Below are 24,909 nucleotides of genomic sequence, written 5' to 3' on the forward strand. Positions count from 1 at the left end.
GCCGGGACCTGGAGGGGGTCGGGCGGCAGTCTCAGGTGGCGCGCCCCGCCCCGACCCGCGGGGCCGCCGGCGAGGACGGCTCGGTCGCCGGCACGTCGAACCTGTCGGCCATCATGACCTCGTCCCAGACCCTGACGAAGTCGCGCACGAACCGCTCCTGGCCGTCGCGGGCGGCGTAGACCTCGGCCACCGCGCGCAGCTGGGCGTTCGCCCGAACACCAGGTCGTTGCGGGTCGCGGTGTGCACCGCCACCCCGGTGTCGCGGTCGTCGAGGGTGAAGCGGGTCCCGGCCTCGTCGACCCTGGTCCACACCAGGTCCGTGCTGGTGAGCGTGGTGAAGAAGTCGGTCGTGAGCGCGCCCACCCGGTCGGTGAAGACGCCCGTGGCGGACCCGTCGTGGTTGCAGCCCAGCACGCGCAGACCGCCCGTCAGCACCACCCAGTCCGGCGCGCTCAGACCGAGCAGGGCCGCCTTGTCGAGGAAGAACCGCTCGGGGGCGACGTCGGTGACGGTCGCGAGGTCGGGCTGCTCGTAGCTGCGGAACCCGTCGACCACCGGCGCGAGCCAGGAGAACTGGGCGACGTCGGTCTGGTCCTGCGTCGCGTCGACCCGTCCGGGGGTGAACGGCACCTCGACGGTGCACCCCGCCGCCGCCGCGGCGTCCTCCACCGCCACGCAGCCGGCCAGCACGATGACGTCGGCGAGGCTGACGCGCGCGCTCCCGCCGGCACCCGAGGCGTTGAAGTCCTCGACCACGTCGCGCAGCGCAGCTACCACCGGGACGGTGCGGCGGTTCACCGTCCAGCTCCTCTGCGGCTCCAGCGCGATCCGGGCCCCGTTGGCCCCGCCGCGCTTGTCCGAGCCGCGGTGGGTGACCGCGGAGGAGAAGGCGGTGAAGGCCAGGTCGGAGGCCGGCAGGCCCGTGTCGCGCACGGCCCGCTTGAGCCGGTCGACGTCCGCGCCGGTGACCAGCGGGTGCTCGCGCGCCGGCAGCGGGTCCTGCAGATGAAGTCCTCCGCGGCCACGTCGGGCCCGAGGTAGCGCGACTTCGGCCCCATGTCGCGGTGCGTCAGCTTGTGCCAGGCCTTGGCGAACTCGCGGGTGAACAGGTCGAAGTCGGCCAGGAAGCGCTGGCAGACCTCGCGGTAGACCGGGTCGACCTTGAGCGCGATGTCGCTGGTCATCATCATCAGCGCGTGGTCGACGCCGTCGCGGTGCGCGTCGGGGGTCCTCGGCGCCGAGGGGTCCTTCGGCGTCCACTGCAGCGCGCCGGCGGGCTGCGGGTCTGCTCCCACTCGTACGCGAAGAGGTTCTCCAGGTAGTCGTTGTCCCACTGCGTGGGGTTGGGCGTCCAAGAGCCCTCGATGCCGTTGGTCATCGTGTGCTCGGCGTTCCCGCTGCCCACCGGGTTGTGCCAGCCGAGGCCCATCGCCTCCATGGGGGCGATCTCCGGCGGGGCGCCGATCTGGTCGGCCGGCACCGCGCCGTGGCTCTTGCCGAAGGCGTGGCCACCCGCGATGAGCGCGACGGTCTCGACGTCGTCCATCGCCATGCGGCCGAAGGTGATGCGGATGTCGACCGCGGAGGCAGCAGGGTCCCCGTTGGCGTTCGGGCCCTCGGGGTTGACGTAGATCAGCGCCTGGTGCGAGGCGGCCAGCGGCTGCTGCAGCTCGTAGCCGGGCTCACCGGGCTCCGCCGTCCACCGGCCGGAGCGGTCGACCATGTCGTCGTAGGAGCCGGGGTCGGTCATGTCGAGGTGCTCGGGCCCCCAGTAGGTGGCGTCGTCCGCCTCCCACGCGTCGCGGCGGCCCCCGCCGAAGCCGATGGTCGGGAAGCCCATGACCTCCAGCGCGCAGTTGCCGGTCAGGACGATCAGGTCGGCCCACGACAGGGCCGCGCCGTACTCCTGCTTGATCGGCCACAGCAGGCGCCGCGACTTGTCGGTGTTGCCGTTGTCCCACCAGCTGCTGACGGGCGCGAAGCGCTGCATCGCCTGACCGGCGCCGCCGCGGCCGTCGGCGATGCGGTACGTGCCGGCCGAGTGCCAGGCCATCCGGATCATCTGCGGCGCGTAGTTCCCGTAGTCCGAGGGCCACCACGAGACCGACGTCGTGAGGAGCCGGGTGATGTCGGCCTTGAGCTCGGCGAGGTCGATGGTGGCGAAGGCGGCGGGGTGGTCGAGGTCCGCCAGCGGGTCGGCGGCCGGTCCGTCGCGGTGCAGCTGCTCGACGCGCAGCCGGTCGGGGTACCAGTCGGAGAGCGTGGGCGGGGTCGCCTGCGCGCCGCCGACGGTGTTCCCGCCGAAGGGGCACCTCCCCTCGAGGACGTCGTCGTAGGTGGAGTACGCGGTGCTGTCGGCTGCGGGGTTCGCGGTCATGGCTGGGGCCTCTCGGAGAGCGGGGCGGCAGGGCCTCTGCTCACGGGGTCGCGGTGCCCGCGGGGGCTGCGCGCCGGCAGGGACACGACTGCGTCACCGCGCCCGCTGCTGCCCCGCAGGGTCACCCGCCCCGTCCTCCGACAGGACCGCTCGACGCTCCCCGACCTACCGCCGCGGTGATCGTAGGTCGGCGCCCGCCACCCCGCCCCCTGTGACGATCTTCGCTGGCCAGCGCCCTCCCCGTGGTCTGTTCCGGGGCCCGGTCCGAGCCCTGCCCTGGCTCCCCCGGGGCTCGGCGGGTCGGAGGCGGATAGCGTCGCGGCGCCGGCTCGCGCAGCGGGCCCCCACGACAGCCCCCGGCCAGGAGCACCCGAGCACCGTGATCCACCTCACCGACCCCACCGACGAGCGCCTGCACGACTACACGGGCCTGACCGACGTCGCTCTCCGGCGCGTCCGCGAGCCCGCCGAGGGCCTCTTCATCGCCGAGTCGAGCCAGGTGATCCGCCGGGCCCTGCGCGCCGGGCACCGCCCGCGCTCGCTGCTCACCGCCCCGCGCTGGCTCCCCGACCTCGCCCGACGTCCTCGCCGCCTGCGAGGAGGCCGGGGCCGAGGTGTTCGTGGCGGAGGAGGACGTGCTGGAGGCCATCACCGGCTTCCACGTGCACCGCGGGGCCATCGCCTCGATGCACCGCCCCGTGCTCGCCCCCGTCGCCGACCTGCTCCGCGGCGCGCGCACGGTAGCCGTGCTGGAGGACGTCGTCGACCACACCAACACGGGTGCCGTCTTCAGGTCGGCCGCGGGCCTCGGTGTGGACGCGGTGCTCGTGACCCCGCGCTGCGCCGACCCGCTCTACCGCCGCAGCGTGCGCGTCAGCATGGGCACCGTCTTCCAGGTGCCCTGGACCCGCATCGAGCCGTGGCCGGCCGGCGTCGACCAGCTCAAGGACGCCGGCTTCCACGTCGCGGCCCTCGCCCTGTCCGACGACTCCGTGCCCCTGCAGGACTTCGCCCGCCACCGCCCCGACAGGCTCGCCCTGCTGCTCGGCACCGAGGGAGCGGGCCTGACCCCCGCCAGCGTCGCCGCCGCCGACACCGTCGTGCGCATCCCCATGCACGGCGGAGTGGACTCCCTCAACGTCGCCGCCGCCAGCGCCGTCGCCTTCTGGGCCCTGGGGGCCGACGCCACTCCCCCACCGGCATAGCCCGACACCGCTGGGCCCGGCCAGGCGCGCGGACAGGCCGAGCCATGACCACGACCCGGTGACCTCGAGTCGCGGCAGCACGGGGGACGACCTGCCCCGACGATGGCAGTGGACGCGAGGGCTGGCCGACCTGCACGAGTCGTCGCCATGCTGGCCAGGCCAGCTGACGATCCAGCTGTTCAAGGTCGATTCGCCTCGCACTGGCCCGCGACCCGGGGCCATGGCCCACCGGGAACCAGCACCGGATCTTCGTAGGGCGCCCGCTGGGTGAGACGGACCACCGAGCGGGGTATCCGGGCACCGGAGGTCAGGGGCTCGAACGTGGTGACGCACCGTCATGGGGTGCCCGGTCAGCGGTCGCTGTCCGGGCCGTCCGACGGGTCGGAAGGCGCTCACTCGCCACGCCGACGACGGCGTGCCGCTGCAACAGAGGCCTGCTGGTCGACGTCATCATGACGAAGTCGCCGATGACGCACAGGAGGCACCGTGAGCAGCACCGGGAAGCCCTCGAGGGCAAGATTGGCTGTCGGCGCCGCCCTGCTCGCCCTCGCCCTCGCCTCTCTAGGGGGCTGCGCACACGGCGAAGGCCTCGGCGGTGGAGACCTCCCTCATCTGTCCGCCGAGGAGCACGTCGACGCTGAGTCGGTGCCCTTCCAGGGAGTCCTTCACATCGGACCGCAGGGCTGTCTGATGGTCCGCCTCACAGACCCCGCTGGGAACACCGCTGACCGCTGGACGGTCTGGCCCACCGGTGCTGAGTTGGTGCTGTCAGCCACCCAGTCCGGCAACGGCGCACGCGTGCACGGTGAGGTCTACGCCGACCAGGAACGCGTCACGGGCAGCGGCCGTCTCGTGCAGCTGGCAGATCTCCCCTCAGGAGACAGCCCCGGCAGTTACTTCGAGGGCAAGGGCCGCTACTGCGACGCGCTGGTTGGCGGCGTACTCGTCATCGACGACGTTCAGCACGCCTGAGAGCCGGTCTACCCGTCAGACATCGGCGATCATGCCGGTAGCGGCTCCTGAGCTGACGGCCGGCGGCTCTCGCCGTCGGCGTTCGCAACGAGTTCCATAGCGTGCCTTCAACCGTCGTCCGCGAAGCAGCCCGGAGAGCGGTCCTCCAAGGAGCAGTGCGCTACGACCTCTGAGCGTGGCGGCCGGGGCCCGACGTGCACTCATACTGATGTGGACGTTCGTACACTCCGCCGCCTAGCCTGGGTCCGTGACCGACTACTTCGCCGGAGACACCCGCACCAACCGGGAACGCATGCTCGCCGGCGACCCCTACGTCGCGGACGACCCCGACAACGAGCAGCGCTCCCGCCGCGGCGCACAGCTGGCCGACGCCTACCACCGCGCCTGCCGGGTCGACCCGGTGGCCGCGATGCCGCTGCTGGAGGCACTGGTCGGCCACCTCGGCGAAGGCGCCTTCGTCAAGCCGCCGCTGTTCGTGGACTACGGCGAGCACATCAGCATCGGCGCGCGCACCTTCGCCAACTACGGCCTGGTCGCCCTCGACGTCGCGCCCATCACCATTGGGCAGGACTGCCAGATCGGCCCCAACGTGCAGCTGCTCACCCCCACCCATCCACTGGAGGCCCAGCCCCGGCGTGACAAGCTCGAGGCGGCCGAGCCCATCACCATCGGCGACAACGTCTGGATCGGTGGCGGCGCCATCATCTGCCCCGGCGTGACCATCGGCGCCGACAGCGTCATCGGAGCCGGCGCGGTGGTCACCAAGGACGTCCCGCCCGGCGTGGTCGCGGTGGGCAACCCCGCCCGGGTCATCAAGGAGGTGCCGGGCGCCCCCAGCACGCCGCCCGACTCCTCAACGGGCTTGACGGGCGCCCCGGCCGAGCCGGCGGTGCAGGAGTGAGCACCCGCCGCCTGGACCCCCAGCGGCGCGACCGCATCATCGACGCCGCCCTGGAGTGCATCGCCACCGACGGCGTCGCCGGGACCTCCCACCGCAGGGTGGCTGCGCGCGCCGACGTGCCGCTGGGATCGATGACCTACCACTTCGAGGGCATGGACGACCTGCTCGTGGCGGCCTTCACGCGCTTCGCCGAGACCATCGCCGCCGCCTTCAAGGATCGCCTGGCGGGGGCCGCTGACGCCGAGGCCGTGCTCGAGGCGCTGGTGGCACTGGTGCACGAGGACCTGCAGCGCTCGGCGGCGGAACACGTGCTGACCTACGAGCTGTACACGCTGGCCGCTCGGCGCCCGCAGTTCCGCGAGCTCACGCAGGCCTGGATGCAGGCGAGTCGCCGCGCCCTGGAGCGCCACCTGCCCGCCGAGGTCGCGCGCCGGGTGGATGCCTACGTCGAGGGCGCCGCGCTGCACATCGCCTTGAGCCCCGACCCGCAGGCGCCCGCCGAGACGCGCGGCGCCCTTCAGAGGCTGATGGCGACGTAGCGAGGCACCATGCATGTGTACAGTCGTACACATGACGTCCGAGGTGCTGACGCGCCCCACCACGACCGAGCGACGGGCCCGCGCCGCGGTCGCCGCCCTCTTCCTGACCAACGGGGCCCTGTTCGCCAACCTCGTGCCCCGCTACCCCGGCATCAAGGCCGACCTGGGCCTGTCGAACACCGCCTACGGCCTGACGGTGATCGCCTACCCCGCAGCGGCCCTGCTCGCGGGCCTGGCGGCCGCGACCCTGATCCGCCGCTTCGGCTCCGCACGCGCCGCCGTCACCGGGACGGCCGTCACCGCGGTCGGGATCCTGCTGGCGGGGCTGTCCCCCTCCATCGCGGCGCTGGTGGCCGCGCTGCTGCTGGCCGGGGCCGCTGACGCCATCACCGACGTCGCCCAGAACGCCCACGGGCTGCGGGTCCAGCGCCGCTACGGCCGCTCGATCATCAACTCCTTCCACGCCGTGTGGTCGATCGGTGCGGTCATCGGTGGGGGGATGGCAGCTGCGGCCATCGCCCTGGGCGTCTCGCGCGGGGTGCACCTGGCTGTGGCCGGGGTGGTCTTCGCCGTCGTGGCGGTGACGGCGCTGCGGTTCTGCCTGCCCGGTCCTGACACCCGCGAGGAGGTCCTGCCCGACGGCTCCGCCGTGCCCGGCGACAGCCCCCCAGGCACCACTCAGCTCGTGCGGGCGGTGCTCACCCGACGCACGGCCGTGGTGACCGCAGCCCTGGTGGCGATCGCGATCGCCGGGGTCCTGGTCGAGGACGCCGGCAGCACCTGGGCCGCGGTCTACCTCTCGGGTCCCCTGGGGGCGCCGGCGGCACTGGCCGCGCTGGGGTTCGTGGCGCTCGTGGGCGCTCAGACCGTGGGCCGCCTGGTGGGTGACCGCCTGGTGGACCGCTTCGGGCAGCGCGCGGTCGCCCGCACCGGAGGTTTGCTCGCCGCCGTGGGGATGGGCGTGGCGCTGGCCGCTCCCAGCGTGCCGGGGACCATCGCGGGGTTCGCCGCGGCGGGCCTGGGCGTGGCCACCCTGGTGCCCGCGGCGATGCACGAGGCGGACGAGCTGCCGGGCCTGCGTCCGGGGACCGGTCTGACGCTGGTGTCGTGGCTGATGCGGCTGGGGTTCCTGGTCTCCCCGCCCGTGGTGGGTCTGGTCGCTGACGAGGTCGGCCTGCGGGCTGGGCTGCTGGTGGTGCCGCTGGCGGGGCTGGTGGCGTTTGGGCTGGCCGGGGCGCTACGCACCCAGAGGGCCTGCTCGTGGTGAGCCTGCCGGCCCTGTCCACCGCCGACGTCCGGATGCAGCAACTGGTGGGCGCCTCGTCATGGCGCCCGGATGGCAATCCTCTTTGCGACGGCGCCAACGCCAGCCATCACCGTCCGCGAGGAGCTTCGGGACGTCCAGCAGCGGTCGGCGCGCGAGGCTTGCCGAGGTGGCTACGCGTGGTAGCAGACCGAGGCGCCTCAAGGGCCCGATCCCGGGCAGACTGCTGCTCGTGCGCTTCGTCCGCTACCAGGCCGCCACGGCCAACCACCGCGGCCACCACGTGGGCGTCTTCGGCTTGGCGAACGGTCTGGCTGCCGAAGGTCGTCTCAGCGAGCAGGAACACCGCTGGTGGTCCGCCAGCAACGCTTGGCTCGACCAGGCGTACCCCGACCCCGCCATCTCCGACCCGGAGGTTTTCAACCGCAGGGTCCACCCGCTGGTGAGTTGTTGGTTCAAGCGTGATGCGCTGCACCTCATCGAGCGTGTGCCCGGGTACCTGCAGCTGCTCGATGCCCACTGCGTCCCTTGGCGTCGTGTGCTGAGTGACGACCCGGGCCGAGTGCTCTATGAGGACGAGGTGCAGGTCGTCGTGGCGCCCGGGTAGCGATCCGTCGTGAGACGGATCCAGGCCCGCATCGCTGAGGAGCGACAGGGCGTCTGGAGCGCCCGGTCATCGGTCCCATCTGGGATGGCCGCGGACCTGTCAGCGCTGTGCCGGCGGAGTCACCGTGTCGATGTACACCGGGTAGACCCCCCGGCCCTCAAGACAGTCCGGCAGCGCAGAGCGCCACTGCTCCTCACGTCCGGTCCCGCGCACGCCGCCCCCGGACCCGCCTAACACCTCATCGCCCACCGCGATCCTCATCCCGTTGGGCGTCACGACCGACAGCCCATCGCTGCCGACCGTAGAGCCGTGATCGACGGCAAGTGCGTGGACGCCTCGTTCATCCTCGAATCCCCAGCAAGACGTTCCGATCGAGACGATCTTTCCGCTGATCCGGGCCAAGGTGACCCCGCCGCGCTCGGACGCGCCGACCAGCACCCTGGAACCGTCGGCGAGCTCCAACGCGTTGGGGGTGTCCGCGGCCCCGGCGAGCGATCCCTCGTCCTGCGCCGCAGAAGGCGAGGACAGCACGGGTTGCGGCGCGGCGATGGTGCAGCCCACCAGGGCGAGCGCGAGGAGAGCGGCCGATGCCGCAGCTGCCGTGGCCTTGTTCATCGTGACGCTCCTGCTCGACGTCAGGTCTTCCCATGCAGGACGGCTGTGCCTGGCGGCGCGTTGCAGCGGTGAGGTGTCGAGGTCGTCGACGCGTCCTGTCCTCAGGAGTCCAGCACGGCATCACCGTCGCAGGGGGCAACGCCACGCGCGCAACCCTGTCGACCGCCGGGCAGTCCGGAAGACGGTCGTGAGCGTGCAACTAAGGACATGGACATCGTCCGCGGAACTGACCGCCCAGTGACCTCTCGCGACGCGTGAGCGCCCGGGTGACGCTGGTCCTATGACACCAGCGACGGATCCCGGCGAGGCGATGAGCCTGCCGCCCAGCTACTTCGAGGACCTGTACGCCACCCACCAGGACCCGTGGGGCTTCACCGACCGCTGGTACGAGCAGCGCAAGCGCGCCCTGACCCTGGCTGCCCTCCCAGCGCGGCGCTACCGACGAGGGTTCGAGCCCGGGTGCTCCCTGGGGGTGCTCAGCGCGGAGCTGGCCCAGCGCTGCGACGTCCTCATCTCCACCGACGTCTCCCAAGCAGCGCTGGACAGAGCCGCCTCCAGGGTCCCCGACAACGTGGAGCTGCGCAGGTGGGGCCTGGGCGAGCCGTGGCCCGAGGACGCCTTTGACCTCGTCGTCCTGTCAGAGGTCGGCTACTACCTCAGCGCCGCGGACCTGCCCGAGGTGGTCAGTGCCGTAGTCGCCTCCCTGCAGGAAGGCGGCACGCTGCTGGCCGCCCACTGGCGCCACGGCCGTGGCGGATTACCCCCAAGGCGGTGACGCGGTGCACGCCACGATCCAGGCCGCTGCTGAGCTGCAGCGCCTGGGTGGTTGGCGAGACGAGGACGTCGTCGTCGAGGTGTGGGAGAAGTCTTCCCGCGCCGTCGTCTCGCTAGCGAGGCGAGAAGGTCTCCTCTGAGGTGCCAGTCAGGGCGTCAGGTGACGGCCAAGGCGCCCGGTCAGCGGTCCTTGACCGGACCACGCACAGCGCCCTCAGCCGTAGACCTCGTCGAAGGCCGTCATGAGGTGACCGATCTGCCATGCAAGCACCGCGGTAGTGACGACGGACACGCCCCACAGCGCGATGACCCCCACCGCCGCCCACCCTGGCTGCCTGCGCACGATGATCACCAAGATGCCCGCGATGCAGGCAGCGTTGACGACCAGAAGCAGCATCACGGCGATGGATCCTCCGGCAGCCATGCGCCATGTTCTCGTGGCCAGCGGACGTGACACCCCCAAGCCGCGCCGCTGCGGTGTCGCCCCCCCCCCCCCGGGACCGGTCGCCGATGGTCAGGGAGACGAACCGCGGCGCCTCCTGCCGATGCCCGGGACACCGACGAGGGTGCCCGCTCAACGGTCGCTGAGCGGGCACCAAAAATCGCAGCGCATCTGCGGATGACGTCTGCGTGCTCGTCAACTCTCCAAGCGGAAGGCCAGGGGGAGGCAGGCTGTCGACGGACAGCCGACATGCCGAAGCTTTGGCGAACGGCACGACGGTTGGAGGTCAAGGATGCGCCCCAGATGGCGCCGCAGTCCGCTCTCGGTGGGCCTCTTGAGCTTCGTGGCGCTCTCAATCGCCACCGTCGTACTCGGGCTTGTGCGTGACGTTCCGATCCAGAACTGGGGTGGCGGCGCGGGCCTCATCTTCTGGACGCTGCTGTGGGTGCTCAACGACCGGCAACATCAGCACGCCGCCGAGTAGCCGTCCGCTGCGGTAGGCGAGGTTGAGGTCGGGCGGCCGGTCTGGACGTCGCCGTACTCCGGCCAGCCCAGGCATCCGCGGGTGAGACGGCTTGCGTCGTCGAGACGAGTAGTCCTGGAACCTAAGAAGCGGCCAGTCGGCGGTGGTCAGCGAGACGCTGACCGGACAGCGGTGGCCAGCCGGCAACCGGCAGGCGATGCAGCGGCGTGTCCCAGTGAGTGCTGGTCATACTCACTTCCGGATGTCACAGTGCGGCAGTGCTACTCGCAGTGCCTCTATGGGTCCTAGGGGCCCTAGCGATCGTCGCATCAGTCAGAACCACCTCCCGCGCCCACCCAGATGCAGCCCTTACCTTCGCCTGGCGAGGTCGTCCGCTAGCTCAGCCACGCAGGGCATCGGCTCTCTACGTGATAGGCCTCATCAGCGTCTTCGCCGGTACCACCATCGGACGCTCAGAAATCGGCCTTCTGGCGGCCATAGGGATCATGGCGGTGTGCATCCTCGGGCCGGTGCTCGTCGTCGTAGCGCTGCACAATCACCGTTCCCGAGCGAACTGACCGCACAAGAGGGGCGAGACGCTGACCGGGTAGCGGTCGACCACCGGGCACCTTGGGATCGCTGTCGGCGGCTGAAGTTCGCCTACCAGGGCTGTCACTTCGTGGACGGGATCTCATCGCGCACGTCTGGCTGTCGCGAGGACTGGGTACGAGCGAGTTTCCTTCGGAGAGTCCTCTGCCTCAGCGCGTCCTTCCGCGGCAGACTCGGGCCCACGGCGTCGCCGTCGTCTCCTAAGGGGGTCGAGCCGGTGACCTGTCCGCGAAGGGGCGCCAGATGGCCAGTGCTGGACATGACGATCGAACACCTGCCGGTGAGGACGCGCCCCGCATGACTTCGCCCCTGTCCGGGGATCCAGGCGGTGCCCATTCTCCCCGGCGGCAGCGCAAGCTCGGCACGATCGCGCTGGGGGTGTCTGCTGTTGGTGTGGTGCTGAGCGCATGTGCCGTCGGTGTGCCCTTCGCGCAGGGACTCACCGGGTACACCGCAAGCTCCGCCTCGCCTTCGGCGACGCCCTCTGTCCAAGGCGCGGCGATGTCCACGCCAACGCCTGCGCCGCTGGTCCTGACTGCGCTGCCGCCCTCGGATGCGCCTGACCCTGAAGTCACCGAGCCCCGGCAGTTCCCGGAGATGACGCCGGTCGCGGGCGCGGACGGTTCGGCTGCCCCCACCACCTCAGGCGGGCAGTACTCGGGGGTCCCCGTGGGGACAGGCGTGGCTTACTCCATCCCCGACCTCGTCACCGCCGTCGCTGCTGTCCCGCCGGCCCCGGTGGGCAGCTGGCAGCTGCAGGACTCGGGGCAGTACCGCCTGCAGCCGGTCGTGCCGGGGCAGGCGTGCTCCAGCAGGGCGCCGTTCAACGTCGCCGGTCGTCAGTGGAGCTGGTACCGCGAGGGGTTCGCCAGCGTCAGCGTCACGGTGACGGGGTGGCGTGCTGGACGCGGCCCAGCGGCCTTCGACGACGTCGTCCGCGACGCCGGTATCTGTCGCTTCATGGAGGAGCAGACACCGGTGGAGGTTGACGTGCCCGGCACGGCGAACGCCTGGGCGGCGACGTCGTCGCTGCAGAACGGTGTGCCGGTGGTGCACGGGGCGGCCCAGGTCGGTGACGTCGTGGTCGGGGTGGAGATCACTGGCGCGGGAAGCCAGGGCGTGCACCAGGTGGAGCAGCTACTGGGGGCAGTCGCCTCGGGCATGGTCACGGCGAGACTTCCCGCAGCCACTGGGACCTGACCTCGTGGCCGACGCGGAGGCGGCACGGCGGTGGGGGCTCGTCCTGCCCGCGGTGGTCTGAATCTTCGAGAGGGCACTGTGCCTGCTGCTGGCCTTGCCGCTGACCGCACCCCGCGTCGGCGTCCGGTAGGCGCCGGCGGGTCCAGTCGCCGGCCGTTGCAGAGGGGGATCCGCGATCGAGACGGCTGCATCATCCCGACGGGGGCATTCGAGTAACGAGAGCGCCCTTTCATCGATGGTCGGCGTTCCGCTGACCGGTCGGGGATCCCCGAGTGCGACCGGGCTCGAGTTGTCGGTCGAGCCGGCCCGAATGGCCGCAGGTGCCCGGTCGCCGGTTCTCATTTGAAGCGGCCACGGTTCCCGAGCTCACGACTGCTCTTCCAAGACCTCCAGGTCGATGTCCGCGATGAGGACATCGACCTGGATGACGCGCAGCTGGGTCATGCGACTGACAGCTGTAGCCACCTCACGACGGACGTTCTCGGCCACCACAGGCAAGGCGACACCGTCCACCGCGACGAGAGCCACGCCCACCACGACCTGCTGACCGGCGATGTCGATGCACACACTGCCGGCACCCACCGCGCCGGTCCGAGCGCGATGCGCAAGGTGGATGCCGGAGCGAGGCTCACGAGCGAGCGCATGTACGCCCTCCACCCGCAGCGCAGCGATGGAGACGAGCTGGCGAACCACGTCGTCTGACATGGTCGTCGTACCCGCCGTGCCACGCTGAGCGGCTTCGCCAGCCTCGCGCGGTTGCTCCCGTTGAGAGGCTGCTGACCTGACTTGCGCCTCCTCGTGGCGGCGCTGCGTACAGGAGTCTGCGGGTGCAGGGGTGGTGCTCACCGCTCAGTGGGCCAGGGTGGCTCGGTCCACGCGACGGTGGAAGCGCATCCCGGTCAGTCCGCCCAGCAGCGCACCGAGCAGTGCGACCAGTGCCGCGGCCACGACGGTGATGATTGCTCCTGTGGACAGGGTCCCCTCGTCGATGGGGATGCGGGGGAAGCTGTTGAGCTGGCCGAGGATGTTGAACTGCGAGCCGGCGACCGCGCCCAGGACCGCGACGAGCACGGCGATGACCACGGCCCACAACCACACCGCTAGGCCCTGCTTGAGCCCGTTGAAGCGGGCCATGCGACCGGCGACGTAGCCGCCGCAGAAGTAGGCCACCAGCAGAACGACGAGCACCGCGATCCCGCCGACCACGCCGATGGTGCCTGGAGCGGCGACCGCGTCGTCGGTGACCTGGCTCGGGTCAGCGTTGGTGGCCAAGCCCACCGCGGTGCCGGCAGCGGCCAGCAGTGCGGTGAGCAGGACGGCGGTGCCGGTGGCGGTCAGCCACCCGAAGAAGGCGCTGCCGACCTTGATGCCCCCGAACTGCTCCTTCTGGGCCTCGACGACGCGTCGGTGCTCAGGGCGCGGGTCGATCTGCGAGGCGCCGTGATGGCCGTTCGTGGCGGCCGTGCCCCGGGCGTGGGGCGGGTGGTCGTTCGCGGAGGTGCTCATGGGTTCCTCATCAGTCGTTGGTCGTGGCGGAGGTGGTGGTGGACGGCTCGTCGAACTCGGTCGCTGTGGCAGGCGCCGCGGGCGTGAAGGTGAGGTCGAGGACCTCACGGGCCACCGTGGTGTCCACCTGTGATGTGGACGGCACGACGTCCACGCCGATCCGCACCCGCTCGTAGGGCACGACCTCGACCCCGACCACCGGCCGCTCTTCGAGCAGCACGAAGTCCAGGGACGGCTCGGTGGGAGCGGTGGTCCCTGCGGTGGGACCGACAACACCACCGTCTTCCACCGGCGAGCGCTCGATGCGCAGCACCTCGCGCCGCACAGTCACTCTCACCTCGACCTCGCGGGTGTGGATCTCCCGGCGCAGCCGCATTCGCTCACGAGGCAGCCGGTGCACGGCGATGTCGATCCGCTCGGCCGACAGCGCCACCTCCACCCCTGCGGGCGCCCCAGCCCCTTCCGGGAAGGTGCTGGGACGCTCAGCGAGCAGCGGGGTCGTGGCGTCGTCGCCCGTCGTAGTGCTCACGGGTGGACCCGTCCCGGTGCCTCAGCTGTGCCGGCCGCGCCGGTCGCCGCCGCCGTGCCCGGTGGTCACCGTGCTGTCGGTGTCGAGCTCGATCTCCTCCTTGCGCACATCGGCGGGCCACGGTCTGGGTGTCGTGCTCGGTCTGGGTGCCCAGGCGCACGCGCTCGACGGGCTCGACGGTCTTGGAGACCACCGGGACCTCCTCGTGCAGGACGATCTCGTGCTCCTCCTCCGACAGCTGCGCCCCGGAGGTGGCCGCGCCGCGGTTGGCCTCGGTGATCGGCTCGCGCTCGATGGTGAGCTCCTCGTGCGAGGTGGCCACCTGGGCGGTCTGGGACTCGGTGACGATGTGCTTGCGCAGCCGGGCGCGTCCGGCCTCGCGGACCTCGGTCCCGACGTGCAGGCGCTCCTCCGAGCGGGTCATCGCATCATCCGTGGTGGGCCCTGAGGTGTCATGGCCCTGGACGCCGGCCCGGCCGGTGAGGTCGCGGCGCTGCACAGAGGTCTGGTCAGTGGTCTGGTCGTAGGGAAGGTCCCCCGTCTCGCCGCGGTGGCGTGCATCGCTGCCGCCCAGACCGGCGGCGCCGGCGGTGCTAGTCGTCCCCGTCGCGCTCGAGCCCTTCAGGCCGTAGTAGTCGAAGAGGCGGTCCTCCTCGGCCTCGCTGATCTGGCCGTCGGCGTCAGTGCGAGGGGCGTCCTTGACCTGGTCCTTGGAGTAGGGGACGCGGACCTCGTCACCGCTCAGCGAAGCCTCGGCCAGGGGGACGAAGGACTCCGAGGTGCCGAACAGGCCGGTCTTGACCGTGACCCACTCGGGCTGGTCGGAGTGGTCGCCGAGGTAGACGTCGCCGACCCGGCCGATCTTGTCCCCGTCGGAGGAGTAGACGGTGGCGGCGCGCAGAGCGTCGATGGAGGTGGTGTCGATGGGCATGGTGCTCCCCGTCAGAAGCCGCCAGCCCGGTGTCAGGGGCCTTCGGCGGCAGGAGTGGGCCGGCGCGCTGCAGCCCAACGGACCTGGGTTACCCCTTGCTCTTACGACGTAAACCGCCTCCGTGGACACGGATCTGGCAAGAGTCCAGCGTGTGACATCCGCGGGGTGATCCACGTCGCGGTGAGTCGGAGCCGCCCCTAGCGTCCTCCGAGCACGTCCCCCTCACACCAAGGCGGTCACCATGCTCGGCACGATCATCGGCCTCATCATCATCGGCATCATCGCCGGCTACATCGCTCGCCTCGTCGTGCCCGGTCACTCTGGCCTTGGTGTCGGCGGGACCTTGCTGCTAGGCATCCTGGGGTCTTTCGTCGGCGGCTTCCTCGGCTACTTCCTGCTCGGGCGCAACAGCAGCGGTGAGGGCTTCGTCCAGCCTTCGAGCTGGATCGGCTCGATCATCGGCGCCATCATCGTGCTGGCCATCTACCAGGCCACCCGCGGACGACGCCGCGCCTGACGTCCGTCGAGGCCTGCGCCGGTGGGCTCCCGCCGGCGCAGGCCTGCGGGCCACCTGCGGGAGGCCACAGCCGAGGCGGCTGCTGGGTGAGGCCGGCGGGGCTCGTCCAGACCGAGTTGCCGCACGCCCGGGTAGCGATCGGTCAACGAACACCTGCAACGGCCCTTCAACGACCAAGTGCGGCCCACACGGTGGTGGGGTGTGATCTGACGACGCACACGAACACGGGTGCCGTGTTCCGCTCAGCTGCGGGCCTCGGCGTCGACGCTGTCCTGGTCACCCCGCGCTGCGCCGACCCGCTCTACCGCCGCAGCGTGCGCGTCAGCATGGGCACCGTCTTCCAGGTGCCCTGGACCCGCATCGAGCCGTGGCCTGCCGGCATCACCCAGCTCAAGGACGCCGGCTTCCACGTCGCCGCCGCGAGCGCCGTCGCCTTCTGGGCCCTCGGAGCAGGCGCGACCACTCCCCCACCGCCTGCGCAGCCAGCGACCCGCTCGTGAGCGGGTCGCTCCGGGGACGGCGACCCGCCGCTCGCCGTCGCCGGAGCGACACCTCATGCACCAGCTCGACCTCGCCACCCGGGAAGCGCCTCCACCGCTTCCCGGGTGGCGAGGCCGGTGGGTGGTCCGTCAGACGTAGAGGTCGCTGGAGGGGACGGTCCGCTCACCCGCGGCGGTGCGGATGACGACGCGCACCGCCCCGACCTCCCCGCCCTCGCTGCCGGGCCACCACGCCACCCAGCGCCCGCCGGCCACCGACGCCGTGATCGTCTTGCCCCCGGCGAGGACCTCGATGCCGGTGACGCCGGACCCGACCTGGCCGGAGATGGTCGAGCGGCGCAGGGGCCACGTCCCTCCGTCACCGGAGGACTCCACCGTCACCTCCTCCGCACCCAGCGCCCGCGTGGGCGCCAGCGCCTCCCACCCGGTGGGGGTGGCGCTGCCGATGGCCGTGCACAGCACCGCTCCGTCGTCCTTGCGCACCACCGTGACCGAGGACGACCCGCGCCGTTCGGCGATCAGCACGTCCGCAGCGCTGATGCCACCGACGGGCTGCTGCTGCCAGGTGGCCGCGCACCCACGGGCCTGCGCGAGACCCGCGGCGGCGCCCGCCTCGCTGGGGACGGCGCTCCACGAGCCGGCGTAGGCGACGGTCGGGGCAGAGGGCAGGACCGCCCCGAGGCCCGTGATGGCCACCGCGGCGGCGGCCGCGGACAGTGCCAGCACCACCCCGCGCCGCCCGCGCGCCACCGGTGCCGCGCCGGCACGGCCGCTCCTCCGGGTGCCCGCCTGAGGCGCCCCCTCCGTGTGCGTCGGGGCGGCCATGAGCTGCTGGAGGTGAGCGCGGGAGCGCGCCCACTGCGCGGGGGTGGGTTCGGCGCCCCGCTGGGGGTCCAGGCGCCCGAGGCCGCGCAGCAGCTCGTCGTCGGCGGCGTCGTCGGGGTGGGAGGTCAGGTGCTGGGCCATGTCATCTCCTGGAGGTGGTCGAGGCTCGCCGCGGTGTGGGCGCGGCGGTCGCCGGGCGCACGGGTCGCTGCGCGGGGCGGGTCGCTGGCCGGGTCGCTGGCCGGGTCGCTGGCCGGGTCGGTGCTGGACGCGCTCGGACCGCCACCCGCACCCCTGCGGCTGTCAGGGACGTGCGCGGAGTCCGCGGGATCTGCCCGGAGGGCGCCGGCCAGCCGCTGGCGGGCGCGCTGCAGCCGCATCGCGAAGGCCGACCGGGTGATGCCCAGCACCTGAGCGGCCTGCTCACCGCGCAGGCCGTCGAAGGCGACGAGGGACAGCACCTCCTGGTCGGCCTCGGCGAGGGTGCGCCAGGCGCGCACCAGGTCGATGCGGGCGCCGACCCCCTCGTGGTCGTCGCTGTGCACGTCCGCGTCCGCGGTCGTCGCGGCGGCCAGCCGCACCGCCAGACCGCTCCGCCGCGCAGCGGCGCGGTGGTGGTTGGCCATCACGTTCCGGGCGACCCCGAACAGCCACGGACGGGCGTCTGCGGGTACCTCGTCCACGCGCGCCCACGCGGTCTCGAAGGTGGCGGCGACCACGTCCTCGGCTTCAGGACCCGGCAGGCGGCGGTGCACGAAGCGCAGCAGGTCGGCGTAGGACGCCTCGTGCAGCTCGGTCAGGCGGGCTCGGGGGTCGGCGCCACCGGACGCGTCCGGGGTCGTCGGCCCGGCGGGGCGGGAGGGGCGGGAGGGGCGCGGCGAGGACCACAGGTGCCGCGTGCGCCCGGCGCTCACGCTGGTCTCCGACGGTGGGCTGTTCGTCTCACACCCCTACATGTCCGGCGCAGCACCGGGTGTCACACCCCGGTCGCCGCTGTGCTCGTGCGGCGCACGGAGTGCGACCGCCGGGTCCGGCCGACCCCCCGGGGACGATCCTCTCCGGGTCAGCCGAGGTCGGTGATGAGGCTGACCGCGACGGCGACCAGCACGGTGCCGAACAGGTACGACAGCAGGGCGTGGCCCAGGGCCACCTTGCGGAGCGAGGTGTCGGTGATCTGGACGTCCGGCACCGCGTAGCTCATGCCGACGCCGAGCGCGGCGTAGGCGAAGTCGCTGTACGCCGGAGACTCCTTCTGTCCGAAGTCGATGCCCCCGTCACCCCCGGAGTAGTACCGGCGCGCGTACTCGAAGGCGAAGACGGTGCTGACCAGCCCCCAGGACAGGACCACGACGACGACGCTGAGCACGACGACGGCGACCCCGACCGCGTCCGACGACCCGGACCGCACGAGCCCCTCGACGACGGCTCCGAGGCTGATGACCGTGGCCCACAGCACCGCGGCGTCCGTCGACCGGGTCCGGCCCTCCTCCTCGGCCACCTGCTTGGTCGCCGAGGCGTCGCGCGGCCAGCACGCCCGCCACACCCACGCCAGCAGACCGCCGGCGGCGACGCACCACCCGAGCAGGAGCGCCAGGCCAGGGGCCCCGGTGACCGCCGTGACCCCGCCCACCACCGCGCCCGCTCCCAGGCAGGTCAGGAGGCGCCGCCAGGACAGCACCTGCTGTCCGCCGGTCGAGTCCGCCACGTCCCCTCCTCGCACGCACCGGGGCCACCGCGCTGGACCCCACCTCCTCCATCGAAGCGGGCCACCGCTCCTCCGGACATCGGCAGATCTGCCGATGCGCCAGCGGTGGCCGGGGGCGTGACATGGAGGAGCGCGACGTCGAGCACGGGCGCCGGTGCAGCAGCTGGAGAGGAGCCAGGCCATGAAGGCGGTCGTCTACGAGGGCCCGCACCAGGTGAGCGTGAAGGAGGTGCCCGACGCGCGCATCGAGCGCCCCACCGACGTCCTGGTCCGCATCACCACCACCAACATCTGCGGCTCCGACCTGCACATGTACGAAGGCCGCACCGACTTCGAGACCGGGCGGTGGTTCGGGCACGAGAACATGGGCGAGGTGGTCGAGGTCGGCGCCGGCGTCGACAAGGTCAGGGTGGGTGACCGCGTCGTCCTGCCGTTCAACGTCGCGTGCGGGCACTGCAAGAACTGCGAGCACGGGCTCACCAACTACTGCCTGACCGCCCAGCCGGAACCGAGCATGGCGGGGGCCGCCTACGGCTTCGCCGACATGGGCCCGTGGGCCGGCGGGCAGGCCGAGCTGCTGCGGGTGCCCTGGGGGGACTTCAACTGCCTGCGCCTGGGCGAGGACGCCGACGAGAAGGCCTCCGACTACGTGATGCTCGCCGACATCTGGCCCACCGGCTACCACGCGACCGAGCTGGCCGGCGTCTCGCCGGGCGACCAGACGGTCATCTACGGCGCCGGCCCGGTCGGGCTGATGGCGGCGCTCTCGGCCACGGTCCGCGGCGCCAGCACGGTGATGGTCGTCGACCGCCACCCGGACCGGCTGCGGCTGGCGGAGTCGATCGGCGCCATCGCGATCGACGACTCGAAGGTCGACCCGGTGCAGGCCGTCCTGGAGCAGACGCTGGGTCTGGGGGCCGACAACGGCTGCGAGTGCGTGGGCTACCAGGCGCACGACCCCTCCGGGCAGGAGCAGCCCGACGACACCATGAACAAGCTGGTGGCCTCGGTGCGCTTCACCGGCAAGATCGGCTCGATCGGCGTCTTCGTCCCCCAGGACCCGGGCGGTCCCGACGAGCTGGCGAAGGAGGGTCAGATCGCCTTCGACTACGGCCAGTTCTGGTTCCGGGGGCAGCACATCGGCAGCGGCCAGGCGCCGGTGAAGAAGTACAACCGGCAGCTGCGCGACCTCATCGCCGCGGGCAAGGCCGAGCCGTCGTTCATCGTCAGCCACGAGCTGCCGCTGGAGCAGGCCCCGGAGGCCTACCAGCACTTCGACGCGCGCGACGAGGGCTGGACCAAGGTCGTCCTCAAGCCGGCTGGGGCCTGACGTGGCTCCCCGGGTCCAGAGCGTCCTCCACGCGGTGCGGTCGGCGAGGTCCGCTGTGCCCAGACCGGGCGGGGGCGCCCGGCGGTCGCGGGGCCTCTCGGGGTGGCTGGCCGTGACCGTGCTGCGCCCGGTCGACGAGGTCGACGTCAACAACCTGCCCGCACCGCTGGCCGCCCTCCACGACCGGATCGAGGTCCGCACCTCACCGGCCAGCCGGGACCGGGGCACCGAGCTCGCCGCGCGCCTGCTCGACGCACCGCGGGGCAGCAGCAGGGCCGCCCGCCTGGGCGGCAAGGACCCCGAGGCCGAGCTGCGGGTCGCCCTGCGGCAGGCCAAGCAGCTGCTCGAGGTCGGTGAGGTGCTAGTGGTCGACCCGGTCCCCCACGGCGAGCGCACGCGCTCGCGCGGCGGGGCGCTCATCGAGCGGTGGACGACGGCGGCTCCGAAGGCGGGTGTGCGGTGAAGGCGCTCACGTGGCGCGGCGTCAACGAGGTCGCGGTGGAGGACGTCCCCGAGCCGACCCTCCTCAACGAGCACGACGCGATCATCGAGGTGGCGCTCAGCGCCACCTGCGGCTCCGACCTCCACCTGCTGGGCGGCTACATCCCGGCCATGCGCGCCGGTGACGTGCTCGGTCACGAGTTCATGGGCACGGTCGTGGAGGTGGGCCGCGGGGTCCGCGAGCGCCGGGTCGGGGAGCGCGTGGTGGTGGTCTCCTTCACCAGCTGCGGGCGCTGCTGGTACTGCCAGCAGGGGTTGTTCTCCCTGTGCGACAACGGCAACCCGAACCCCGGCATCACCGAGGCGCTGTGGGGCCAGGCGATCGGCGGCTGCTACGGCTACTCCCACGCCATGGGCGGCTACGCCGGCAGCCACGCCCGCTACATCCGGGTGCCCTACGCGGACCAGGGCACCTTCGTGGTCCCCGACGGGGTCTCCGACGAGCGGGCGCTGTTCGCCTCCGACGCAGCACCGACGGGCTGGACCGGGGCGGACCAGGCCGGGGTCACCCCCGGCGACACCGTGGCGGTGTGGGGCGCGGGCGGCGTGGGCCAGATGGCGGCGCGCGCGGCGATGCTCAGGGGCGCGGAGCGCGTCGTCGTCATCGACAGGCTGCCGAACCGGCTCGAGCAGGCCCGCACGCACATCGGTGCGGAGACCCTGGACCACTCCCGGGTCGACGTGCCGGCGGCGCTGCGCGAGATGACCGGCGGCCGCGGACCCGACGTCTGCATCGAGGCCGTCGGCATGGAGGCGCACAGCAAGGGCGTGGTGCACCTGGTCGACCAGGTGAAGCAGCAGCTGCGCCTGCAGACCGACCGCCCCGGGGCCGTGCGCGAGGCGATCTACGCGTGCCGCAAGGGCGGGACGGTGTTCACGCTCGGCGTCTTCGGCGGGTTCGTGGACTCCTTCCCCCTGGGGGCGGTGATGAACAAGGCGCTGACCCTGCGCGGTGCCCAGCAGCACGGGCACCGCTACATCCCGGAGATCCTCGAGCGGATGAGCCGGGACGAGGTGAGGACCGAGCACCTGGCCACCCACGTCATGCCCCTGGAGGAGGGGCCGGCCGGGTACCGGATGTTCAAGGAGAAGGAGGACGGGTGCGTGCGCTCGGTGTTCCGCCTCGACGGGTGAGGCGCCGGACCTGACGTCCGAGGTGGGCGGTCGACGGGGCGTCCTCGTCGACCGCCCCCTGCGCGCCCGGCACGACCTCGGGCTGGCGGCGCTGCGGTCGTGGGGGTAGGAACGTGCCGGGACGCGCCGGCCGGTCCACGGAGGGGCGGGACCCGGCGCTGCAGCCCGGAGGTCCGGAGGACCTGGTGCTGGAGACAGCGATCGCGGAGCTGGCGGAGGCGGGCACCGACGCCGCACCGGTGCAGGAGCGCGCGAAGGACGTCCTCGACGTGCTGGTGCGGCACGTGCCGTGCGACGCCGCGTGGATGGAGGTCCTCGAGCCGAGCGGCGGAGACTGCACCACGGCCGCCAGCGCGGACCTCAGCCGCAGCACCGTGGCCCACCTCTGCGGGCCCCAGACGGCCCGCGACACCGAGCTCACCCGGGCCGACCGGCCCCGCCCACCCCTGCGCCCGTCGGGCGTCCCCCACCCGGCGGCTGACACGCCGACGCGGGCGGGGTGCCTCCTCCCGGCGGGCGTCCGCGAGGCGCTCTCCGTGGTCCTGGCCCACCACGAGCGCCACATCGGGTTCCTCACGCTGCTGCACGGCTCCTGCAGACCACCCGAGGTGAGCGCACGGCGGACGCTGCAGCACCTCGTGCCCGTGGTCGCGCGCGCCGTCGACCCCCTGCAGCACCTGTCGGTGGCGGCCCAGCTCCTCGACGGCGCCACCGCGGGCGCCGTGCTCTACCGACGGGGGGTGTGCGGTGGGCTGCCGGGCCTGGACGACGACGGGCTGCTGGCCGCCGGCTCGCCGGTCCTGGCGGTGGCACGGACCTTCCTCAGCACGGGACGCCCCTTCCGCTCCTTCCTGTGGCCGAGAGGGACTCGCCAGGCACCCGACGGGTACGCCCGGGTGACGGTGCTGGCTGACGAGCAGCGCTCCTCGGCGTCGGTGCTCGGTGCGGTGGTCCTGTCCGCCGTCCCCTCCTGCAGGGGGCTCACCCCTCGTGAGCTGGAGGTGCTCGGTCTGCTCGTGGAGGGGTGGTCCAACGCCCAGATCGCCCGCCAGCTGGTGCTGACGCCGCGGACGGTCGCCACGCACCTGGAGCACGTCCTGCGCAAGCTGGACGCGCCGACCCGGACGCTGGCCGCTGTGCGGGCTGACCGCGAGGGGCTGTACGTGCCGTCGACCCCGGACGCAGCACCGGGCGCCAGTCCTCGTGCGTGAGAGCCGGTCCAGCATCCGTCCGGTGCCACCGCTCGCCGGAGGGCCTGGAGACCCCACCACCCGTCCTGCTGCCTCGACCGGACGCGCAGCTCGCCGACACCGGCCTGACCGGTCTGCGGCTGCTCGGATCCGCCTGGGTCCTGGTCTTCGTCCCGCAGACCGCACCGGGGCGCGGTGACCGCCGCGCGGCGGGTCGGGTGACCTGGTCACATCGCCGCGCGGCGGGTGCCTGCACCGGCCCGTCTCGAACGGGCAGCTCCCCTCCACAGCGGACACCGACGCCCAGGCGGGGCGACGTCGACGACGAGGCAGCGGCCGAGCTCGGCGGTCACCACTCCACCGAGACGGCGACTGTGCCGTCCCGCGCGGCGCCTGTCCACGTGGTTCTTCCGGGTCTGGACCCCGTACCAGTCGTGTCCGCTAGGCGCTGAGCGCCGGCTGCCGGTCCCCCAGCACCGCGTCGACGACCTCGGCGACCTCGTCTTCGAGGACGTCAGCGGCTCCGCGCCCGTGGACGGGCTGGCCGCCTGCACCGCCGGTGTCAGGGAGGTGTGCACGGCCTTCCCCGACGACCACTGGGACGTGGAGGACCGCCTCGTCCAGGGCGACACCATCGCGGTCCGGCTGACTGGTCGAGGGCCCCACACCGGTCCCTCCAGCGGCGTCGCGCCGACCGGACGGCGGATCGAGGTCCAGGAGCTGGTCGTCTACCGCGTCACGGACGGCAAGATCGTCAGGTGCTGGGGAGACCTCTTCCCGGTCGTCCGCGGCGTGCAGCGCGTCGGCCTGAGGCCGACCGCGGCGTCCGCCACCGGGGGCCGTGAGACGGCCGGCACCAGGTGGGGCGTCCTGGTCGACACGGCCCTCCCGGCACCGCGGACCGCGCAAGCCCCCCGTTCGGGTGCTCGTTCCGCGTGCGTCCAGGGGGCGTGGAGATCAACACGAGCGTCATGCTGCACGGGTGTGCGCAGAGACCCCGACCGCTTCGCTGACCCTGCCGATGGACGCGGCCGCACCCGCCAGGTCGCGGGCCTTCCTGGCGCAGGCGCACTGCCACCACCACGCGGCCTCCGTGCTCGACGAGGCCCAGCTCCTGGTCAGCGAGCTCGTCACGAACGCGGTCCGCCACGGCAGCCCCCCGATCACCACCGAGGTCGGGTGCCGCGGTCAGGCGGGTCTGCACGTGCGCGTCACCGACGGCGCCACGAGCGAGCCGCTGGTGCGCACGCCGGCGGTCGACGACGTCGGTGGCCGGGGCATGCTCCTGGTGGACCTGCTGTCCTCGGCCTGGGGCGTCGAGCCGGGCAGCACCGGCAAGGCCGTGTGGTTCGAGCTGGCGCCGGGTGACCCGTCGGCCCGGTGACGCCGGGTCACCACCAGCCGGCCTGCGCCCCGATGATGCGCAGCAGTGCGACGGTGCCGAGCACCACGATGACGGCGCGCAGCGCCACCGGCGGCAGCCTGCGGCCGTAGCGGGCGCCGAGCGCGCCGCCCACCAGCGACGACACCGCGATCAGCCCGGCGACGGCCCAGTCGATCCTGTCAGCGCCGAACAGCACGTACGACGTCGCGGCCACGAGGTTGACCACCAGCGTCAGCACGTTCTTGAGGCCGTTGAGGCGCTGCATCCCCTCGTCGAGGAGGCTGCCGAGCACCGCGACCAGCAGGATCCCCTGCGCCGCGGTGAAGTAGCCGCCGTACACGCTGATGAGCAGGGTCGAGAGGACGACGGCGACGAGCACGCGCCGCGAGGGCCGCAGCGGGCCGGTGCCGGCCGGGCTGTCCGTGGCGCCGCCCGTGGTGCCGGCCCGCTCCTCCGCGCGGCGCCGCAGCCGGCGCTGCAGGCGCGGCTGGACGACCACGAGCACCAGCGCCAGCACGATGAGCACGGGCACCACGGCCTCGAACGCGCTCTCGGGCAGGTGCAGCAGCAGCGAGGCGCCGATGACGCCGCCCACCACCGAGGCGGGCACGAGGAGCGCCAGGCGGCGGCCCTGGCCGCGCAGCTCGCGCCGGTAGCCCCACGCGCCCGACACCCCGCCGGCCACCAGCCCGATGGCGTTGCTGACGGTCGCGGTCAGCGGCGGGTACCCCAGCGCCACGAGGGTGGGGAAGGTGACGAGGGTGCCGGACCCGACGACGGCGTTGATGGTGCCGGCCCACAGGCCCGCCACGAGGATCAGGGACACCTCGAGCCAGGTCACGGGCGGTGACCCTACGTCGTCGTGGGCGTCGTCACCGTCGTCGGCTCC

The 24,909-nt window shown here is 72.6% G+C and carries 24 protein-coding genes and 4 pseudogenes; 17 read left to right on the plus strand and 11 right to left on the minus strand.

Annotated elements, in window-relative coordinates; translation table 11 throughout:
• Nucleotides 1-31 precede the first annotated feature (31 nt).
• Nucleotides 32-2,377 (minus strand): annotated as a pseudogene (katG, locus tag F1641_RS24050) (catalase/peroxidase HPI).
• 379 nt (nucleotides 2,378-2,756) lie between these two features.
• Here katG and F1641_RS20230 point away from each other — a divergent pair.
• The 6 genes and pseudogenes from F1641_RS20230 to F1641_RS17745 all read left to right on the plus strand — a co-directional run bounded on the left by F1641_RS20230 (nucleotide 2,757) and on the right by F1641_RS17745 (nucleotide 7,865).
• A pseudogene (locus F1641_RS20230) lies at nucleotides 2,757-3,582 on the plus strand (TrmH family RNA methyltransferase).
• A 486-nt stretch (nucleotides 3,583-4,068) separates the two neighbouring features.
• Nucleotides 4,069-4,554 (plus strand): hypothetical protein, encoded by a 486-nt coding sequence (locus F1641_RS17725; protein ID WP_194907769.1) that lies wholly within the window; start codon nucleotides 4,069-4,071, stop codon nucleotides 4,552-4,554.
• Between the two features lie 292 nt (nucleotides 4,555-4,846).
• On the plus strand, nucleotides 4,847-5,455 hold the full coding sequence (locus F1641_RS17730) for a sugar O-acetyltransferase (protein WP_194908153.1): 609 nt from the start codon (nucleotides 4,847-4,849) through the stop codon (nucleotides 5,453-5,455).
• Complete coding sequence (locus tag F1641_RS17735) at nucleotides 5,452-5,994, plus strand: TetR family transcriptional regulator (RefSeq protein WP_194907771.1); 543 nt, start codon at nucleotides 5,452-5,454, stop codon at nucleotides 5,992-5,994. The genes F1641_RS17730 and F1641_RS17735 overlap by 4 nt, the downstream gene beginning before the upstream one ends.
• 31 nt (nucleotides 5,995-6,025) lie before the next feature.
• Complete coding sequence (locus F1641_RS17740; RefSeq protein WP_194907773.1) at nucleotides 6,026-7,261, plus strand: MFS transporter; 1,236 nt, start codon at nucleotides 6,026-6,028, stop codon at nucleotides 7,259-7,261.
• A 229-nt stretch (nucleotides 7,262-7,490) separates the two neighbouring features.
• The gene (locus F1641_RS17745) at nucleotides 7,491-7,865 is read left to right on the plus strand and encodes a hypothetical protein (protein ID WP_194907776.1); all 375 of its coding nucleotides are present in this window, start codon (nucleotides 7,491-7,493) and stop codon (nucleotides 7,863-7,865) included.
• A gap of 99 nt (nucleotides 7,866-7,964) precedes the next feature.
• Here the strand turns inward: F1641_RS17745 and F1641_RS17750 are convergent, their stop codons facing one another.
• On the minus strand, nucleotides 7,965-8,480 hold the full coding sequence (locus F1641_RS17750) for a hypothetical protein (RefSeq protein ID WP_194907777.1): 516 nt from the start codon (nucleotides 8,478-8,480) through the stop codon (nucleotides 7,965-7,967).
• 280 nt (nucleotides 8,481-8,760) lie between these two features.
• On the opposite strand from F1641_RS17750, the gene F1641_RS17755 reads away from it, so the two are divergent.
• Nucleotides 8,761-9,255: a class I SAM-dependent methyltransferase gene (locus F1641_RS17755; RefSeq protein WP_206691439.1), complete on the plus strand. Its 495-nt coding sequence runs from the start codon at nucleotides 8,761-8,763 to the stop codon at nucleotides 9,253-9,255.
• 213 nt (nucleotides 9,256-9,468) lie between these two features.
• Here the strand turns inward: F1641_RS17755 and F1641_RS17760 are convergent, their stop codons facing one another.
• Nucleotides 9,469-9,654, minus strand: coding sequence for a hypothetical protein (locus tag F1641_RS17760; protein WP_194907778.1), 186 nt, complete (start codon nucleotides 9,652-9,654; stop codon nucleotides 9,469-9,471).
• A gap of 933 nt (nucleotides 9,655-10,587) precedes the next feature.
• On the opposite strand from F1641_RS17760, the gene F1641_RS17765 reads away from it, so the two are divergent.
• Together F1641_RS17765 and F1641_RS17770 are read left to right on the plus strand one after the other, a co-directional pair.
• Nucleotides 10,588-10,737 carry a hypothetical protein gene (locus tag F1641_RS17765; protein WP_194907779.1) on the plus strand — a complete coding sequence of 50 codons (150 nt, stop codon included), beginning with the start codon at nucleotides 10,588-10,590 and terminating at the stop codon, nucleotides 10,735-10,737.
• A 712-nt stretch (nucleotides 10,738-11,449) separates the two neighbouring features.
• Nucleotides 11,450-11,968 carry a hypothetical protein gene (locus F1641_RS17770; RefSeq protein ID WP_194907780.1) on the plus strand — a complete coding sequence of 173 codons (519 nt, stop codon included), beginning with the start codon at nucleotides 11,450-11,452 and terminating at the stop codon, nucleotides 11,966-11,968.
• A gap of 366 nt (nucleotides 11,969-12,334) precedes the next feature.
• Here F1641_RS17770 and F1641_RS17775 read toward each other — a convergent pair whose 3' ends face one another.
• The 4 genes from F1641_RS17775 to F1641_RS17790 all read right to left on the minus strand — a co-directional run bounded on the left by F1641_RS17775 (nucleotide 12,335) and on the right by F1641_RS17790 (nucleotide 14,934).
• Nucleotides 12,335-12,673, minus strand: coding sequence for an Asp23/Gls24 family envelope stress response protein (locus tag F1641_RS17775; protein WP_194907781.1), 339 nt, complete (start codon nucleotides 12,671-12,673; stop codon nucleotides 12,335-12,337).
• A 144-nt stretch (nucleotides 12,674-12,817) separates the two neighbouring features.
• On the minus strand, nucleotides 12,818-13,474 hold the full coding sequence (locus F1641_RS17780; RefSeq protein ID WP_206691440.1) for a hypothetical protein: 657 nt from the start codon (nucleotides 13,472-13,474) through the stop codon (nucleotides 12,818-12,820).
• 10 nt (nucleotides 13,475-13,484) lie between these two features.
• Nucleotides 13,485-13,907: a YsnF/AvaK domain-containing protein gene (locus F1641_RS17785; RefSeq protein ID WP_194907783.1), complete on the minus strand. Its 423-nt coding sequence runs from the start codon at nucleotides 13,905-13,907 to the stop codon at nucleotides 13,485-13,487.
• Between the two features lie 49 nt (nucleotides 13,908-13,956).
• The gene (locus tag F1641_RS17790) at nucleotides 13,957-14,934 is read right to left on the minus strand and encodes a DUF2382 domain-containing protein (protein WP_255515047.1); all 978 of its coding nucleotides are present in this window, start codon (nucleotides 14,932-14,934) and stop codon (nucleotides 13,957-13,959) included.
• 241 nt (nucleotides 14,935-15,175) lie between these two features.
• Between F1641_RS17790 and F1641_RS17795 the strand changes: the two genes are divergently transcribed.
• Both F1641_RS17795 and F1641_RS20235 read left to right on the plus strand, forming a co-directional pair.
• Entirely contained in the window at nucleotides 15,176-15,451 is a 276-nt protein-coding gene (locus F1641_RS17795; RefSeq protein WP_194907784.1) for a GlsB/YeaQ/YmgE family stress response membrane protein, read from the plus strand.
• A gap of 203 nt (nucleotides 15,452-15,654) precedes the next feature.
• Nucleotides 15,655-15,921: pseudogene (locus tag F1641_RS20235) on the plus strand (TrmH family RNA methyltransferase); the annotation flags it as partial.
• Between the two features lie 159 nt (nucleotides 15,922-16,080).
• On the opposite strand, the gene F1641_RS17805 reads toward F1641_RS20235, so the two are convergent.
• The 3 genes from F1641_RS17805 to F1641_RS17815 all read right to left on the minus strand — a co-directional run bounded on the left by F1641_RS17805 (nucleotide 16,081) and on the right by F1641_RS17815 (nucleotide 18,481).
• Nucleotides 16,081-16,917, minus strand: a complete 837-nt coding sequence (locus tag F1641_RS17805; RefSeq protein ID WP_194907785.1) for a hypothetical protein — start codon at nucleotides 16,915-16,917, stop codon at nucleotides 16,081-16,083.
• Nucleotides 16,902-17,690: an RNA polymerase sigma factor gene (locus tag F1641_RS17810; RefSeq protein ID WP_206691441.1), complete on the minus strand. Its 789-nt coding sequence runs from the start codon at nucleotides 17,688-17,690 to the stop codon at nucleotides 16,902-16,904. Before F1641_RS17810 ends, F1641_RS17805 begins: the two co-directional genes overlap by 16 nt.
• A 149-nt stretch (nucleotides 17,691-17,839) precedes the next feature.
• On the minus strand, nucleotides 17,840-18,481 hold the full coding sequence (locus F1641_RS17815; RefSeq protein ID WP_206691442.1) for a DUF1345 domain-containing protein: 642 nt from the start codon (nucleotides 18,479-18,481) through the stop codon (nucleotides 17,840-17,842).
• Between the two features lie 181 nt (nucleotides 18,482-18,662).
• Between F1641_RS17815 and F1641_RS17820 the strand changes: the two genes are divergently transcribed.
• From F1641_RS17820 to F1641_RS17845, 6 genes and pseudogenes are all read left to right on the plus strand, one after another.
• Nucleotides 18,663-19,811 carry a glutathione-independent formaldehyde dehydrogenase gene (locus tag F1641_RS17820; RefSeq protein ID WP_194907788.1) on the plus strand — a complete coding sequence of 383 codons (1,149 nt, stop codon included), beginning with the start codon at nucleotides 18,663-18,665 and terminating at the stop codon, nucleotides 19,809-19,811.
• 112 nt (nucleotides 19,812-19,923) lie between these two features.
• A complete protein-coding gene (locus F1641_RS17825) occupies nucleotides 19,924-20,274 on the plus strand; it encodes a hypothetical protein (protein ID WP_194907789.1) in 351 nt (116 codons plus the stop codon).
• Nucleotides 20,271-21,446 carry a zinc-dependent alcohol dehydrogenase gene (locus F1641_RS23520; RefSeq protein ID WP_194907790.1) on the plus strand — a complete coding sequence of 392 codons (1,176 nt, stop codon included), beginning with the start codon at nucleotides 20,271-20,273 and terminating at the stop codon, nucleotides 21,444-21,446. Before F1641_RS17825 ends, F1641_RS23520 begins: the two co-directional genes overlap by 4 nt.
• 185 nt (nucleotides 21,447-21,631) lie before the next feature.
• On the plus strand, nucleotides 21,632-22,657 hold the full coding sequence (locus F1641_RS17835) for a LuxR C-terminal-related transcriptional regulator (protein ID WP_309225696.1): 1,026 nt from the start codon (nucleotides 21,632-21,634) through the stop codon (nucleotides 22,655-22,657).
• Between the two features lie 225 nt (nucleotides 22,658-22,882).
• A pseudogene (locus tag F1641_RS23525) lies at nucleotides 22,883-23,389 on the plus strand (ester cyclase); the annotation flags it as partial.
• Between the two features lie 229 nt (nucleotides 23,390-23,618).
• Nucleotides 23,619-24,020: an ATP-binding protein gene (locus F1641_RS17845; RefSeq protein ID WP_309225697.1), complete on the plus strand. Its 402-nt coding sequence runs from the start codon at nucleotides 23,619-23,621 to the stop codon at nucleotides 24,018-24,020.
• A gap of 7 nt (nucleotides 24,021-24,027) precedes the next feature.
• Here F1641_RS17845 and F1641_RS17850 read toward each other — a convergent pair whose 3' ends face one another.
• Nucleotides 24,028-24,861: a sulfite exporter TauE/SafE family protein gene (locus F1641_RS17850; protein WP_194907791.1), complete on the minus strand. Its 834-nt coding sequence runs from the start codon at nucleotides 24,859-24,861 to the stop codon at nucleotides 24,028-24,030.
• Between the last annotated feature and the right edge of the window lie 48 nt (nucleotides 24,862-24,909).

This window comes from Quadrisphaera sp. INWT6 (assembly GCF_015390235.1).
Taxonomy (GTDB): Bacteria; Actinomycetota; Actinomycetes; order Actinomycetales; family Quadrisphaeraceae; genus Quadrisphaera.